The sequence below is a fragment of the Oceanirhabdus seepicola genome (assembly GCF_023684385.1).
In the GTDB taxonomy this organism is placed as follows: Bacteria; Bacillota; Clostridia; order Clostridiales; family Clostridiaceae; genus Oceanirhabdus; species Oceanirhabdus seepicola.
The window spans coordinates 1,639,873-1,654,343 of sequence record NZ_JAGSOJ010000001.1 but is presented as its reverse complement, the minus strand read 5'-3'; the positions used below and the strand labels follow the sequence as shown (position 1 = coordinate 1,654,343).

At 30.2% G+C, this 14,471-nt stretch carries 15 protein-coding genes and 1 pseudogene; 14 read left to right on the top strand and 2 right to left on the bottom strand.

Annotated elements, in window-relative coordinates; genetic code table 11:
• The first annotated feature begins 15 nt into the window (after window positions 1-15).
• From KDK92_RS07340 to KDK92_RS07330, 3 genes are all read left to right on the top strand, one after another.
• Window positions 16-378: an HsmA family protein gene (locus KDK92_RS07340; protein WP_250858633.1), complete on the top strand. Its 363-nt coding sequence runs from the start codon at window positions 16-18 to the stop codon at window positions 376-378.
• Window positions 379-456: 78 nt separating this feature from the next.
• Window positions 457-1,611, top strand: coding sequence for a sensor histidine kinase (locus KDK92_RS07335; RefSeq protein WP_250858545.1), 1,155 nt, complete (start codon window positions 457-459; stop codon window positions 1,609-1,611).
• Entirely contained in the window at window positions 1,601-2,302 is a 702-nt protein-coding gene (locus KDK92_RS07330) for a response regulator transcription factor (RefSeq protein ID WP_250858544.1), read from the top strand. Before KDK92_RS07335 ends, KDK92_RS07330 begins: the two co-directional genes overlap by 11 nt.
• Before the next feature lie 309 nt (window positions 2,303-2,611).
• On the opposite strand, the pseudogene KDK92_RS07325 reads toward KDK92_RS07330, so the two are convergent.
• Window positions 2,612-2,909, bottom strand: a pseudogene (locus tag KDK92_RS07325) (IS3 family transposase); the annotation flags it as partial.
• 387 nt (window positions 2,910-3,296) lie between these two features.
• Here KDK92_RS07325 and KDK92_RS07320 point away from each other — a divergent pair.
• The 11 genes from KDK92_RS07320 to KDK92_RS07270 all read left to right on the top strand — a co-directional run bounded on the left by KDK92_RS07320 (window position 3,297) and on the right by KDK92_RS07270 (window position 12,963).
• On the top strand, window positions 3,297-3,653 hold the full coding sequence (locus KDK92_RS07320; RefSeq protein ID WP_250858543.1) for a hypothetical protein: 357 nt from the start codon (window positions 3,297-3,299) through the stop codon (window positions 3,651-3,653).
• 13 nt (window positions 3,654-3,666) lie between these two features.
• A complete protein-coding gene (locus KDK92_RS07315) occupies window positions 3,667-4,332 on the top strand; it encodes a F0F1 ATP synthase subunit A (RefSeq protein WP_250858542.1) in 666 nt (221 codons plus the stop codon).
• Between the two features lie 125 nt (window positions 4,333-4,457).
• Window positions 4,458-4,700 carry an ATP synthase F0 subunit C gene (atpE, locus tag KDK92_RS07310; RefSeq protein ID WP_250858541.1) on the top strand — a complete coding sequence of 81 codons (243 nt, stop codon included), beginning with the start codon at window positions 4,458-4,460 and terminating at the stop codon, window positions 4,698-4,700.
• Between the two features lie 133 nt (window positions 4,701-4,833).
• Window positions 4,834-5,316 carry a F0F1 ATP synthase subunit B gene (locus tag KDK92_RS07305; RefSeq protein ID WP_250858540.1) on the top strand — a complete coding sequence of 161 codons (483 nt, stop codon included), beginning with the start codon at window positions 4,834-4,836 and terminating at the stop codon, window positions 5,314-5,316.
• Window positions 5,316-5,861, top strand: coding sequence for a F0F1 ATP synthase subunit delta (locus KDK92_RS07300; protein WP_250858539.1), 546 nt, complete (start codon window positions 5,316-5,318; stop codon window positions 5,859-5,861). Before KDK92_RS07305 ends, KDK92_RS07300 begins: the two co-directional genes overlap by 1 nt.
• Before the next feature lie 4 nt (window positions 5,862-5,865).
• Window positions 5,866-7,377: a F0F1 ATP synthase subunit alpha gene (gene atpA / locus KDK92_RS07295; protein ID WP_250858538.1), complete on the top strand. Its 1,512-nt coding sequence runs from the start codon at window positions 5,866-5,868 to the stop codon at window positions 7,375-7,377.
• A gap of 21 nt (window positions 7,378-7,398) precedes the next feature.
• Window positions 7,399-8,256, top strand: coding sequence for an ATP synthase F1 subunit gamma (gene atpG, locus KDK92_RS07290; protein ID WP_250858537.1), 858 nt, complete (start codon window positions 7,399-7,401; stop codon window positions 8,254-8,256).
• A 22-nt stretch (window positions 8,257-8,278) separates the two neighbouring features.
• Entirely contained in the window at window positions 8,279-9,676 is a 1,398-nt protein-coding gene (gene atpD, locus KDK92_RS07285; protein WP_250858536.1) for a F0F1 ATP synthase subunit beta, read from the top strand.
• A 20-nt stretch (window positions 9,677-9,696) separates the two neighbouring features.
• Window positions 9,697-10,095, top strand: a complete 399-nt coding sequence (gene atpC / locus KDK92_RS07280; RefSeq protein ID WP_250858535.1) for an ATP synthase F1 subunit epsilon — start codon at window positions 9,697-9,699, stop codon at window positions 10,093-10,095.
• Window positions 10,096-10,304: 209 nt separating this feature from the next.
• The gene (locus tag KDK92_RS07275; protein WP_250858534.1) at window positions 10,305-11,627 is read left to right on the top strand and encodes an MFS transporter; all 1,323 of its coding nucleotides are present in this window, start codon (window positions 10,305-10,307) and stop codon (window positions 11,625-11,627) included.
• A 37-nt stretch (window positions 11,628-11,664) separates the two neighbouring features.
• Window positions 11,665-12,963 carry a MerR family transcriptional regulator gene (locus tag KDK92_RS07270; RefSeq protein ID WP_250858533.1) on the top strand — a complete coding sequence of 433 codons (1,299 nt, stop codon included), beginning with the start codon at window positions 11,665-11,667 and terminating at the stop codon, window positions 12,961-12,963.
• 96 nt (window positions 12,964-13,059) lie between these two features.
• Here the strand turns inward: KDK92_RS07270 and KDK92_RS07265 are convergent, their stop codons facing one another.
• Window positions 13,060-14,340: a sensor histidine kinase gene (locus tag KDK92_RS07265; RefSeq protein WP_250858532.1), complete on the bottom strand. Its 1,281-nt coding sequence runs from the start codon at window positions 14,338-14,340 to the stop codon at window positions 13,060-13,062.
• Window positions 14,341-14,471: the final 131 nt, after the last annotated feature.

The window sequence follows — 14,471 nt, the reverse complement described above, 5'->3', positions numbered from 1 at the left end:
GGATGATGTTTTATGATGTTAATTATGTCAATTATCGCAATGGTACTAGCTCTTATATGTTACTCAGTTGGAGTTTGGGGAGAAAAGATATCGGGGAAACTAACTAAGTTTAATTTATCTTTTTTCTGGATAGGATTTGTATTTGACACAACAGGAACAACAATGATGTCAATTATGAGTGATAGTTTTAAGTTTGATATTCACGGAATCACTGGTGCAGCGGCTATAGTGTTAATGGCATTCCATGCTATTTGGGCTACAATAGTTCTTGCTAAGAAGAATGAGAAGTTAATGACTAAGTTCCATAAGTTTAGCCTAGGGGTATGGATAATATGGTTAATATCTTTCTTAACAGGTATGATATTAAACGTAGCATAGTATAAACTTAGATATTTAATACAAGAATAATATATTAAGAATATAGAAGTCAGGCTAATCATAGAGAGGTTAGTCTGATTGTTATATAATAAAAGAAAAAAAGCAGGAGAAAAAAATATGAGATTGAGAAGGCGATTAATACATTTAACTGTAGCAGTTTTTGGATTAGGAATGTTACTTGAGGGGCTTAATTTTCTGAGCTTTATGTGTATAACAAGAAATAGTAGTTTTAATGATTTTGCTAATCTATATAAAGAAGAAGCAATACAGTTTTGGGGTTTGCAAGCTATATCAATCATTATATTCCTTGGGTTAAGCAAGTATTTAAACCGAAGATTAAAGAAGATGGTAATTCAACCTATTGAGGAATTAGAAAAGGTTGCAAATGCAATAATTGAAGATGATTATGATTATAAGATAGAAAAGAGTGCTGTAATGGAAATAGATGAAGTTGGGAAAGCCTTTGATAAGATGATAAATAAACTAAGAGAATCAAAAGAGATACAGGAAAAGTATGAATCTCATAGGAAGGAACTTTTGGCAAATATATCTCATGATATTAGAACCCCAATAACATCCATTAAGCTACACTCCAATGGTATACTTGATGGTATCGCTAACACTCCAGAGAAACTCAATAAATATATAGAGGCAATCAACAATAAAACAGAAGATATTGAGAAGATGATATCTCAGCTTTCATTATTATCTGATTTGGATTTCAGTAAAGAGGAATTTAGTTTTACTAGAGTTGGAATAAAAAGTTTCTTAAATGATTTGATATTGGAAATGGAACTTGATTTTGCAGATAAGGATGTACAGTTAATTAGTGAATTTGATTCTAAGGAAGATATTGATATTTATATGGATGTAAATATGATGAGAAGGGTTGTAATGAATCTGGTTCAGAATTCAATAAAGTATGTTAGAAATATTTCTGTTAGAATATTATTTGATGTTGAGATAAAAGAAGATTATTGTGTGGTATCTATAACTGATAATGGAGAAGGGATAAATAATAAGAACTTTGAAGAGATATTTAATAGGTTCTTCAGAGAAGATGAATCTAGAGGAACTAAATGTGGAAGTTATGGTCTTGGATTATCAATTGTGAAAGAGATAATAGAGAAGCATAAGGGCATAGTATGGGCTGAGAATGGGGAAAAGGGAGAATTCACAGGACTATGTATTAATATGAAATTACCGAGAGGAGTTGATAGAGTTGAAGAATAGAATTCTGATTGTTGAAGATGACCTAAGTATCGCAGAAGTGGAGAAGGATTATCTCGAAGCCTACGATATGGAGGTTGATATAATCACAGATGGACAAAAAGGGCTGGAAGAGGCTCTTAGTAATGATTATAATCTTATTATTCTTGATCTTATGTTACCAGGAAGAGATGGATTTAATATATGCAAAGAGATTAGGAAAGAGAAGGATGTACCAATAATAGTTGTAAGTGCGAAAACTAGTGATATAGATAAGGTTAGGGGTTTTGGGCTTGGACTTGATGATTATATGACAAAGCCTTTTAGTCCAAATGAGCTGGTGGCAAGGGTGAAAGGTCATATTGCAAGGTATAATCTACTAAAGAACTCCACAGCTACAACTGAGGATAAAGACGATAAAATTATCCTTAAGAATTTAACCATAAATAGAAACACAAGACAAGTGTTGCTTAATAACAAAGAGATATCATTGACTGTAACAGAGTATGATCTCTTAAATCTTCTTGCATCTAATCCAAATAGGGTGTTCACAAAGAACTTTATATTTGAGAAGATATGGGGATATGATTCTGATAAAGATATTCCAACAATAACAGTGCATATGAGAAATCTTAGGGAGAAGATAGAGAAGAATCCTTCCGAGCCAGATCATATTATTACTGTATGGGGTGTGGGATATAAGTTTGTGGAATGATGTTGTTTTATGGTTATTTTTACAATAGTATTATATAATTTACATATAACTAAGGGAAAAGTTGAGTGATTTTATTGAGTTTTATTAGGGTTAGATGACGTCGTAGAAAAGAATTTTATTCCAGGATAATAATTTTATTTCTTCCTCGGTAAACAATTTTTTACTCATATGACCAACTCCTACTTAAGCGCTCTATTTATTTTATTATACATAAAACTACCCTATAGGGTAGACTTTTTTATAGTGTTTACTCTATAGGGTACATTTTTTTCTTTCCATTATATCTAGCTTTTTTAGCAAGTAGTTCTATGCTTTCAATAATTTATTTTGTGCTTCTAGGCGAGCATATTTTTCTTCTAGAGATAAGTTCTTTTCATTCGCTTTTCTTGTATCACACAATCCACATACACCATTTTGCCTATATGAAGCACGCCATCTCTTACCAGATGACCTAATTCGATGGAGTCCAATAACATCTATATCGAATCCGCATTCTTCGAATACTCTTATAGGAGATTTTCTAGATTCTTTTTCTACTTACTTTTTTAACATATTTATTCTTAGATAATAATTTTATTTCTTCCTCGGGAAATAACTTTTTACTCATATGACCAACTCCTACTTAAGCGCTCTATTTATTTCATTATACATAAAAGTACCCTATAGGGGAGACTTTTTTATAGTGTTTACTCTATAGGGTAAATTTTACAAAGAGATTTATATAGTAGTTTTACATAAATTTGATTGTAAGTGTATTTTAGATAATAATGAGAAAAAATTTGACTTTTGAGTTTTATTGGAGTATATTTTATTGATGTGAGTAGCAAATAATCATGAATGTAGGAAAAAAAAGGTATTTTGTACAAGCGCTATGTATCTATTATTGCCTAAGCTAACAAATTAATCCATAAATTAAAATTTATGGAAATTTAATATTTGATAGTATCTAAATTTATTTGGATGTGACTTACATGTGAATTTGGGGGTTGATGCGTTGAACTATGAGTTGAGCAGTTTTTTAAAGAAGTTATTGTTATATGATTTGTTTGCAGGATTAGGAATTGGATTGATAGTATTGATACTTAAAGGACAGTATTTTTTTCCGTTCTTAATAGGTTTGACAATAGCGCTGGTAAATTTGATTTTTAACGCTGTTTCTACTTGCAATACATTTAAGAGTCAAGGAAGAACTAGAAAGCTCAGCATTATAACAAAGATTTTACGCATAACTGTTGTTGCTTTTTTAGGAGTATATACATATAGGTTTGGAGCCGGTGGTGTATTAGCTTATATAGGAGGATATACCTGCCAATTTATCGGTTTAATACTTTACGGTATAAATATTGATTAGTGAGGCGAAGAAGATGGAGAGTGAAGTATTATTTAGTATTTTTAATTTTGAAGTACCTTTAAGTTTATTTATTCAGTGGGTTGTTATTTTACTAATAAGTTTAGTAGCTATTATAAGTACAATAAATTTAAAAAAGTTTCCTAAAAAGGGACAAGTAGTTGTAGAAGCAATTGTAGAAAAAATAAACAATGCTGTAACTGAAAATATGGGTAAGAGTCATAAAAAATATATACCATACATAGGTACGTTAATTATTTATTTAGGATGTTTGAATCTAATGGGACTATTTGGCATTAAGCCTCCCACAATGGATTATAATGTTGCTTTAGGACTTGGTCTTATTAGTTTTGTAGTTATTCAAGCCAATGCAATCAAGAAACTAGGAATAATGAAGTACTTTAAAGGATATGCAGAGCCATTGCCTGTATTGTTACCAATTAATATTGTTGAAAGAATTGTTTTTCCTTTTTCCTTAAGTTTGAGATTGTTTGGTAACATTTTTGCTGCTACGTTAATAATGGAAATAGTTTATGAAGGGTTGGGAAGTATATTTAATCCAGCTATGTTACTAATACCAATACCACTACATGCCTATTTTGATTTATTCGATGGCACACTGCAGATGGTGATATTTGTATTGTTAACTATGTTAAATATTAAAATGATTGAAGAACACTAAATTAGGTATTAGGTATTAAGTATCAGGTTTCCAGTAAGTAATTTGTTGCTTTGCAATTTTTAACTATGTTTGGACGCGATACATAAATATAAAAAAAATTATTTAACTATAAGGAGGAATATAAAATGAGTGATTCATTTGTTTTAGGTATGACTGCAATTGCTGCGGGTATTGCTGCATTAGGTTGTATAGGAGGGGGACTTGGTACAGGAAAAGCTACTGCTAAAGCTGTTGAAAGTGTATCAAGACAACCAGAAGCAACTGATAAGATATTAAAGGTATTAATCGCAGGTGGAGCGTTATCAGAGGCTACTGCAATTTATGCTTTATTAGTAGCATTAATGTTAATATTTGTTGGTGTACATTAAGGGAAAAGAAAAAAAGTTTATTTGTGATTAGTAACCAGGAGTGAGGGATTATCATAATATGCTGATTTTTGGTTCGAGGTTATTAATTGGAAATTAGAAATAGTTATATTGAATTTTGATAGGTGGTGATACATTGGATATTGAATTAAAATACATCATAGCCGCCATAATTAACTTTGGTATTTTGTTTTTCATCTTGAAGAAGTTTTTCTTTGATAAGGTAAATAATTTTGTTGAAAATAGACAAAGTGAAATAAAGAATTCTTACGATGGAATTGAAGAAGAAAGACAAGCTGTTGCTGATGAAAAAAATAGTGTTGAACAAGAAATGAAGGAAATAAAAGATAAAGCAATTCGTATTTTCGAAGAATATAAGATGGATGCTGAAAAGAATAAAGAAAAAATAACAAATGAAGCTAAAGAAGAAGCGAAGCAAATTATGGATAAAGCATCTACTGACATTCAGCTTGAAAAGGCTAGAGCTAATAGAGAAATCGAGAGAAATGCTATAGATTTAAGTGTTGAAATATGTGAAAAAGTATTAGAGGACTCTTTAGATGAAGAAAGTCAAAAGAAAATGATAAAACATTTTATATCTAAGGTAGGGACTATATAATGTATGAGTTTTTAGATAAGAGATATGCTTTAGCCCTTTATAATGTGGCAGAAGAAAAAGGTAAGGTGGATGAATTTCTTAAGGATTTTGAAGATATAGTCCATTTATTTAAGAATAATGAGGAATGTAAAACACTTATTAGCCATCCAGATATAAGTACAAAAGAGAAAAGAAACATTTTTATCAAAATGTTTAAAGGGAAGATTGATGACCATCTTTTATCTTTTTTACTAATATTAATTGATAAAGGCCGTATTGAATTTGCAGAAGAAAAGTTTAAAGAGATGAAGAAAATTTATCTTAAAAGACATAATTCTTTAACTGCAGAAGTAAGAACTGTAATCCCTTTGGAGCAAGAGGAGAGGGAGAACCTTACAAATAAGCTTTCTAATATTTATGACAAGCAGATAATATTATCTGAGAAAATAGATAAAAGCTTAATAGGTGGAGTTTATTTAAGAGTAGGCAATAATGTGATGGATGGTACAATAAAAAATAAATTAGTAGAAATAAAAGACTTTGTAACAAATAGAAAGATGAGGTGATTCTATGCATATAAAGCCTGGGGAAATTACCTCTATAATTAAAAAAGAGATAAAGAACTACGAAAACAGAATGGAGAATATTGATAGTGGAACTGTTATCCAAATAGGTGATGGTGTAGCTAGAGTGTATGGACTTAAATCATGCATGGAAGGCGAACTTCTACAATTTCCAAATAATGTTTACGGAATGGCTTTGAATCTAGAGATGGATAATGTTGGTTGTGTTATTTTTGGACATGACGAGGAGATAAAAGAAGGAGATATCGTTAAGCGTTGCGGTAGAGTTGTTGATGTTCCAGTAGGACAAGAGGTAATTGGAAGAGTTGTTAACCCTTTAGGAGAGGCGATAGATGGTAAAGGAGAAATTCTAACATCTGAAAGAAGACCTGTTGAGGTTGAAGCTCCAAGCATAATAGAACGTAAATCTGTTAGTGAACCTCTTCAAACAGGAATTAAGGCAATAGACAGTATGATTCCAATAGGAAAAGGACAGAGAGAGTTAATTATTGGAGATAGACAGACTGGAAAGAGTTCAATTGCTATAGATACAATTATCAATCAAAAAGGAAAAGATGTTATTTGTATTTATGTTGCTATTGGACAGAAAAGATCTACTGTAGCACAAATATACAATACTCTTGAAAAAACAGGTGCTATGGATTATACGACGATTGTTGCTGCTACAGCTTCAGAATCGGCACCTATGCAGTATATGGCTCCTTTTGCAGCATGTAGTATGGGAGAATATTTCATGCACCAAGGTAAGGATGCATTGATAATTTATGATGATTTATCAAAACATGCAGTTGCCTATAGAACAATGTCATTAATTCTTAGGAGACCACCTGGAAGAGAAGCTTATCCAGGAGATGTATTCTATCTTCACTCAAGATTACTGGAGAGAGCGGCAAGACTATCTGATGAATTAGGTGGAGGATCTTTAACTGCGCTTCCTATTATTGAAACACTTGAAGGTGACGTTACTGCGTATATTCCAACTAATGTAATATCTATTACTGATGGACAAATATTCTTAGAATCAGATTTATTTCACTCAGGTTTTAGACCTGCAATAAATGCTGGAATATCAGTGTCAAGGGTTGGTGGTAATGCACAAATCAAGGCAATGAAAAAGGTATCAGGAACTTTAAGAATAGAATTAGCTCAGTATAGAGAATTGGCAGCATTTGCTCAATTTGGTTCGGATTTAGACAAGGCTTCACAAAATAAACTCGAAAAAGGTAAGAGATTGTATGAGTTGCTGAAGCAGGACAGATATTCACCAGTTCAAGTAGAAAGTATGGTAATAATACTATATTGTGGTGTAAATGGTCATTTGATGGATATACCAGTAGAGCAAATTAGAGAATTCGAAAAAGGATTTTTACAGTTTATAGATACTTCTTATAGTATTATTCTTAATAAGATTTCAGAGAAGAAAGATTTAACTGATGAAATCAAAGAATTAATTAACAAGGCAGTTAAAGAATATAAAGAGCTATTTCTTGAGAAATAGTTCTAAATTTGGAGGATAAAAATGGGTTCTGCAAATTTATCTAGTATTAAGAGAAGAATGAAGTCTATTAAAAATACTATAAAAATTACAAAGGCAATGGGAGTAGTAGCTAACTCGAAGATGAGAAAGTGTAAGCTTAAGCTCTATTCAAATAATGAATTCCATAAAAGTATGAAGGATACTATGAATAAGTTACTGTCAAATGAAGAATTTGACAGTAACTATATGAAAGCAAGGAAAAGTAAAAAAGATTTGTACGTAGTATTAAGTTCAGATATGGGATTGTGCGGCGGATATAATAATGGTATTTTTACAGAATTAGAACAAGACATAAAAAATAATGAGGAAAAACCTTATATTTTGGTCTGTGGTCAAAAAGGTAGAGATTATTTTAGACGAAGAGAATACGAAACAATTGCTGAGTTTGTAGAAATTTCTGAAATAGCAACCCTTAATGAATCAAAGATGGTCTTAAGAAAAATTATTTCAACCTATAATAGTGAAGATATTGGTAGAGTAAACATAGTGTACTGTAAATATGTAACTCCAATTGAGAAGAAAGTGGTAATTGAAAAATTATTACCTTTTAATATAGAAGATAATAATAAATATGAAAAGAATACAAATGAAGTAATTGAAATATCCAATAATATAGATTGTGATGAATTAGTAGAATATTATTTAAGTCAAAAAATATTAAATTGTATGCTTAATTCAAGAATGTGTGAACAAAGTTTTAGAATTGAAGCGACTAATAATGCAACGAAGAACGGAAATGAATTAATAGATAAATTGAAAATAAAATACAATCGTATTAGACAGAGTAGTATTACTAATGAAATATGTGAGATTATTGGTGGATCAGAAGCGTTAAAATAGCTGTAGAGTTGGAGTGAATAGTATGGAAAATAAGATTGGTAAAGTTGTTCAAATCATTGGACCTGTAATTGATATACGTTTCGATTCTCATGGATTACCTAGTCTATATAATGCTATAGAAATAGAGATTGACGATAGAAAAGTAATTGCAGAGGTTGAACAACATATTGGTGATGATATTGTAAGATGTATTGCAATGGAAGGTACAGAAGGATTAAGAAGAGGTCTTAAAGCTTATGATACTGGTAGCGCAATAACAGTTCCCGTAGGCGAAGAAGCACTGGGAAGATTATTTAATGTATTAGGTAATACTATAGATGGTGGCGAAAAAGTAGAGACTGAAGAAAGACACTCTATACATAGGGAAGCTCCAAGCTTCGAAGAACAAGCATTGACTCCAGAGATGTTTGAAACTGGTATTAAGGTTTTAGATTTAATTGCTCCATATCCAAAAGGCGGAAAGATAGGTTTATTTGGAGGAGCTGGTGTTGGAAAGACAGTTTTAATTCAGGAGTTGATTAATAATATTGCTGTTCAACATGGAGGACTTTCAGTATTCACAGGTGTAGGAGAGAGAAGTAGAGAAGGTAATGACTTATACAATGAAATGAAAGAGTCGGGAGTAATTAACAAAACTGCTTTAGTGTTTGGTCAGATGAATGAGCCGCCTGGAGCAAGAATGAGAGTTGCGCTTACTGGACTTACTATGTCGGAGTATTTTAGAGATAAAGGTCAAGATGTATTATTATTTGTTGATAATATATTTAGATTTACACAGGCAGGATCTGAAGTTTCTGCATTACTAGGAAGAATACCTAGTGCTGTTGGATATCAGCCAACATTAGCGACAGAAATGGGTGCGCTGCAGGAAAGAATAACATCTACAAAGAATGGTTCTATTACATCTGTACAAGCTGTATATGTACCTGCAGATGATTTGACTGACCCTGCTCCAGCAACAACATTTGCTCACTTAGATGCTACAACAGTTTTATCAAGAGCTATAGTTGAGATTGGAATATATCCAGCAGTAGATCCTCTTGAATCTTCATCACGTATATTAGATGCTGAAATAGTTGGAAAAGAGCATTATGAAGTTGCTTCTAAAGTTAAACACGTTTTAGAAAGATATAAAGAACTTCAAGATATAATAGCAATATTAGGTATGGATGAACTTTCAGATGAAGATAAGCGTTTAGTAAATAGAGCGCGTAAAGTTCAGAAGTTTTTATCACAACCGTTTACTGTAGGAGAACAATTTACAGGATTAAAAGGTAAATTTGTACCTGTTGAAGAAACAGTTAGAGGATTTAAAGAAATTCTTGAAGGTAAACATGATGATTTGCCAGAGGATGCTTTCTTATTTGTTGGAAGTATAGATGAAGCAGTTGAAAAGGCTAAAAAAATTATGGAAGAATAGAATTGTTCTAGGTGATTATAATGAAAAATTTTAAATTAAGAATCCTAACAAATGACAGTAATGTTTTTGAAGGAGAAGTTGTAAAGTTATTTACTGAAGATAGTGATGGTAAATTTGAAATTTTAGCGAATCACTCTTCATTAATTACCATGATAATTCCATGTAAGACAAGATTTCAAAGTGAAAATGGTGAAGAAAAGATTCTTTTCATATCAAAAGGAATACTAAAAATCCATAATAAAGAAGTAGAAATCTTATGTGAATCTAGTGAATTTAAAGAAGAGATTGATAAAGATAGAGCTAAAAAAGCAAAAGAAAGAGCAGAAAAAAGATTAACAGAAAAAAGTGAAGACATTGATATTAAACGAGCTAAAGCTGCTCTCTTAAGAGCAGAGATACGTTTGAGTATATCTGAGTAAAAAACTGCTGACAAGTTCAGCAGTTTTTTTTGTACGAACAAGAAGAGTTGTAAAGAGATATATCAAAAAATCTTTAGAATTACTCTTTAGTTAAAGATAGGGTTAACTCTATCTTTGAGTCATTTACATCAAAAAAATATTTAATTTACCTATTGATGTAGTGTAAGGTCTGCTATTTATAATTAAATTATAAGATAGGAGGCCTTAATATGTGTATATCAAAAAAACATTTAAATATTTCTATTAGTAAAAGAGAACTGTCAAATTTTATATTATTTTCCCTTGGTAAGTCTGTTTCATTATTTGGTTCATTCACCTATGCATTTGTTATAGGGCTATATGTGCTTAAGCTCACAGGATCAGGGTTGTCATTTGCAACTACCTTGGTTTTTAGTACACTTCCAATAATAATTATAAATCCCATTGGTGGTGTATTGGCAGACAGGTTTAACAAAAAAGTTTTAGTAGTACTAATGGACTTGCTTAATGGAATGCTTATGATAGGATTATTTTTTCTAAGCTCAGTTTACGGATTGAGCCTTCCACTAATTTATATCAGTACATTCATTATGACCAGCTTTACGACTATATTAGATACAAGTTTTTCAGCAGCTACACCCAATATAGTTTCTGATGATAAGCTTATAAGTATAAATTCAACAAGTAAGATTATAGATTCAATATCAACGATTTTGGGACCTATGTTAGGAGGAATAATGTTTGCATTTGTAGACATAAAGCTATTTATAGCTTTTAATGGTATATCATTTATTCTTTCTGGAATTTCTGAAATGTTTATTGATTTTAATTTTAACAAGAAAAAACTTAATGATGAAGACAAAAGGCATATTAAGTTTATAGCCGATGTGAAGCAAGGCTTTAAGTATATGTTAGGTAAAAGCGAAATAATTAACTCATTTATAGTACTCATTTTCCTTAATTTTTCTATAGGGTTATCTATATCAGTGCCCTTGCCCTTTATAATAAATAATATTTTGAATTTAAGCTCAAATAAATTTGGTATAATTCAAGGAGCATTTCCAGTAGGATTAATAATAGGTGCTATTTTTGTTGCTAAGAGTAGTGAACACTTACATTATAAAAGAGTTCTAAAAGTAACTAACTTTGTACTTGCAATATGTATTATCATGCTCTGTATCCCTGTTTTACCATTCAATATTATTATAAATAAAACAGCTATATTAATTTATTATTGTTTAGTTATGTCCATAGTTGGAGTATCTATATCATTTATTGATATACCCCTATTATCTATTTTACAGAGTAGTATATCGGATGAATATAGAGGTAGAGTTCTAAGTTTAGGTATGAGTATGGTTAAAACTATAGCACCAGTGGCATTGATACTGTCAGGAATTTTGATAGATATTTTTCCTGTATACCTATTACAACTATTGGGTAGCGTGATTTTAATAATATCAAATGTAGTGATTTTTGAAAAAAATAATAAAATAAAATTTATTTTTATAAATAAACTATATAAATTTATAATACCATTCAAAAACGAGTAAAGAATAAAGTTAGTAAACTGGGGATGGTACAACTTAATTGGATAATAATTGCAAAACTGGTATAATAAAAAAAGAACAAACTTTTCCATGTATTATAAAAATTTATATAGGTGATGAAATGAAAATAGGGAAATTTGCAACTGAAAACAATATTAGTATAGATACAATAAGATATTATATGGATTTAGGTTTAATTATGCCAGAAAAAATTGGGGGACACTATGATTTTGACAATAGATGCAAGAAGGATTTAAATGATATCTTTGATTTAAAGGAAATGAGTTTTACTTTAAATGAAATAAAATCAATTTTTATGTTTAAAAAACTTGGAAAGCTTACAGCTTATCAAGAGATTGATTATTTTAAAGATTTTTTTAACACTAAGTATAAAAAAGTCAATCAACAGATAGAGGATTTATTAGTGATTAAATCAAAACTTGAACACAATGTGGAATATCTTTCATCAAAAGAATATAAAGATAAATTTGAAATAGGCATAGATATAAAAGTTTTAGATATTCTTAAATGCTTAAAATGCAATAAACCCTTAATTTTATTCAATGGAAGTATATCAAATAATCAGATATTAAATGGAATACTTAGATGTGAATGTGGTGAGGAATATTTAATAGATGATGGAATTTTATTTGTAAATAATGAATCAAATTATAACGATGATAAGTTTAATTATGATGTTATAGGTGAATATATAATTGAAACTGATTTAGATTATCTTAAAAATGTATATAGCAATTTAGAATGGATTTATAAAAAACTTGATTTTGAGAAATTTGAAAATAAAGTCATATTGGATCTGGGCTCAGGATTCGGCTTTTTTTTAAGATATATATATAGTGATTTACCTGATAATTCAATATATATATTAGTGGATGATGATGTTAGAAAACATAGATTTTTGAAGAATATGTTACAAAAATCTGATTGTCAAAAAAAAGTGATTTTTATATGTTCAGATTTTTTAGATATACCTATAAAAGATAATTCAGTGGATATTCTTATAGATTATTCAGGAACTAGCAACTACAACTTTGAGCATGATAACTTTCTATTAAAATTAGTTGATAATTATGTAAAAGACAATGCTTTTTTATTAGGAGTATATATATTATTTAAAAAATCAAGTTTTAATAGCTTTTTAAATGTTAAATACAAAAAAAATTTCATTTTAAATAATGTGAAAGAAGAAATTGAAAAGCTCAAATATAAAGGAATTAATGAAAGGATATCAAACGGACTAGATAAAGGCGGAAAATATGAAAGTTATTTTAAAGATGGTGAAAAAGTATATACCTATACAATTTATGGTAAAAGATAGGGGGATCCCTATATAATAGAAATATCAGGAATGGACGTGTTTTTGAGTATATCTGAGTAAAAAAACTGCTGACAAGTTCAGCAGTTTTTTTGTTTTCTAAGATGGTGTCTTATCAAGTTCAAACCAAAATGACACACCAAAATCTTCAGACCTAACACCATAGGCATTCCCCGTAGCTTCTTGTATTGCCTTAACGATTGAGAGCCCCAAACCGTGACCACCTATATCCCTTGTTCTAGCCGTATTCATTTTGTAAAAACTATCCCAGAGCTTTTCAAGCTCCTCCTCAGGGATTTTCTGACTTGAGTTATAAACTTCAATTCTTATTTTATCCTTTAGGTTTTCAAGAGTTATGTTGATAATATTGTTCTTATCCACATATTGAATTGCATTATTAATATAATTTGTGAGTATCTGTTCAGTCTTTAATTGATCAACAAAAACCATTGATGGAGATATAGAATTAAAGCTTACATTGAGAGAATTAGCTTCAAATTTATCATGATACTTTTCAAGAATGTACTCTACAAACTCAACGATTTCAAACTGAGTTTTGTGAAGAGAGGTATCACCAAATTCTATTTGATTGATATTAAGTAGATTCTGTACAAGTTGATTCATTTTTTTTGCTTCATCCATTATTACATCACAATAAAAATCCACCCTATTGTGATTCTTAGCCACATTTAACTTTAGTCCTTCTGCATATCCTTGCATCAATGCCAATGGGGTTTTAAGTTCGTGTGAAACATTATTCAATAACTGTTTTCTCTTCTCATCTATTTTGATTTTATCTTTTATTTCTTGTTGAAGTTCTTTGTTGCTTATGTTGAGTGAAGAAATGGTGCTATCTAGTTCTAAGGACAACTCGTTTATGCTCTGAGCAAGCTGTCCTAGCTCATCATTTGACTCAACGGTACATTTAGTATCAAATTTAAGATGTTTTAAATCATTGGTAGTCTTATTCATTTCTAAAATTGGTCTTGTAAATGATTTAGAGAGAATATAAGCTACGAACATACCAACTAAAAATAATATTACTCCAACCAGCAGTGAAAAATTATTTGCCAGTGAAATACTTTTCTCGATAGATATAAGAGGTAGTCTCAAAAGTAAGCTATTATTATTATCGAGAGTTCCCATTACATGAAGAAAGTCTGCACCTATGAATAAATCTTCTGCCCAAACAACTTTTATATTCCCCTTAATAATCTCTTCTTTTTTAATATCAAGTGGAGGATGAAAGCCATCTTTAAATGGAGGTATTTGCTTCATTAAGTCATCAATATCTTCACCTATTGCATAAGATTTAGATGAATAAAGAAGTTTTCCCATAGGGTCTTCGATGAATATATCAATATTTGATGTGTTTTCCATGGAAATAAAATCTTTAAGGAAGGCATCATATTCTGAGGAGGTAATATTGTTAATCTGTTCATAATAAGTTATCAGCTGTTTTTTTGCGTTAGATGTATAAAAGGGCTTAAAAAGATAAGTATTTGCAAGAA

Bases quoted from the DNA above. Each gene is read 5' to 3' on its own strand.
- KDK92_RS07315 (WP_250858542.1), top strand. From the start codon at position 3,667: ATGGAGAGTGAAGTATTATTTAGTATTTTTAATTTTGAAGTACCTTTA.
- KDK92_RS07300 (WP_250858539.1), top strand. From the start codon at position 5,316: ATGTATGAGTTTTTAGATAAGAGATATGCTTTAGCCCTTTATAATGTG.
- KDK92_RS07275 (WP_250858534.1), top strand. From the start codon at position 10,305: ATGTGTATATCAAAAAAACATTTAAATATTTCTATTAGTAAAAGAGAA.
- KDK92_RS07265 (WP_250858532.1), bottom strand. From the start codon at position 14,340: ATGGAAAACACATCAAATATTGATATATTCATCGAAGACCCTATGGGA.
- atpG (WP_250858537.1), top strand. From the start codon at position 7,399: ATGGGTTCTGCAAATTTATCTAGTATTAAGAGAAGAATGAAGTCTATT.
- atpE (WP_250858541.1), top strand. From the start codon at position 4,458: ATGAGTGATTCATTTGTTTTAGGTATGACTGCAATTGCTGCGGGTATT.
- KDK92_RS07340 (WP_250858633.1), top strand. From the start codon at position 16: ATGTTAATTATGTCAATTATCGCAATGGTACTAGCTCTTATATGTTAC.
- atpC (WP_250858535.1), top strand. From the start codon at position 9,697: ATGAAAAATTTTAAATTAAGAATCCTAACAAATGACAGTAATGTTTTT.
- atpD (WP_250858536.1), top strand. From the start codon at position 8,279: ATGGAAAATAAGATTGGTAAAGTTGTTCAAATCATTGGACCTGTAATT.
- atpA (WP_250858538.1), top strand. From the start codon at position 5,866: ATGCATATAAAGCCTGGGGAAATTACCTCTATAATTAAAAAAGAGATA.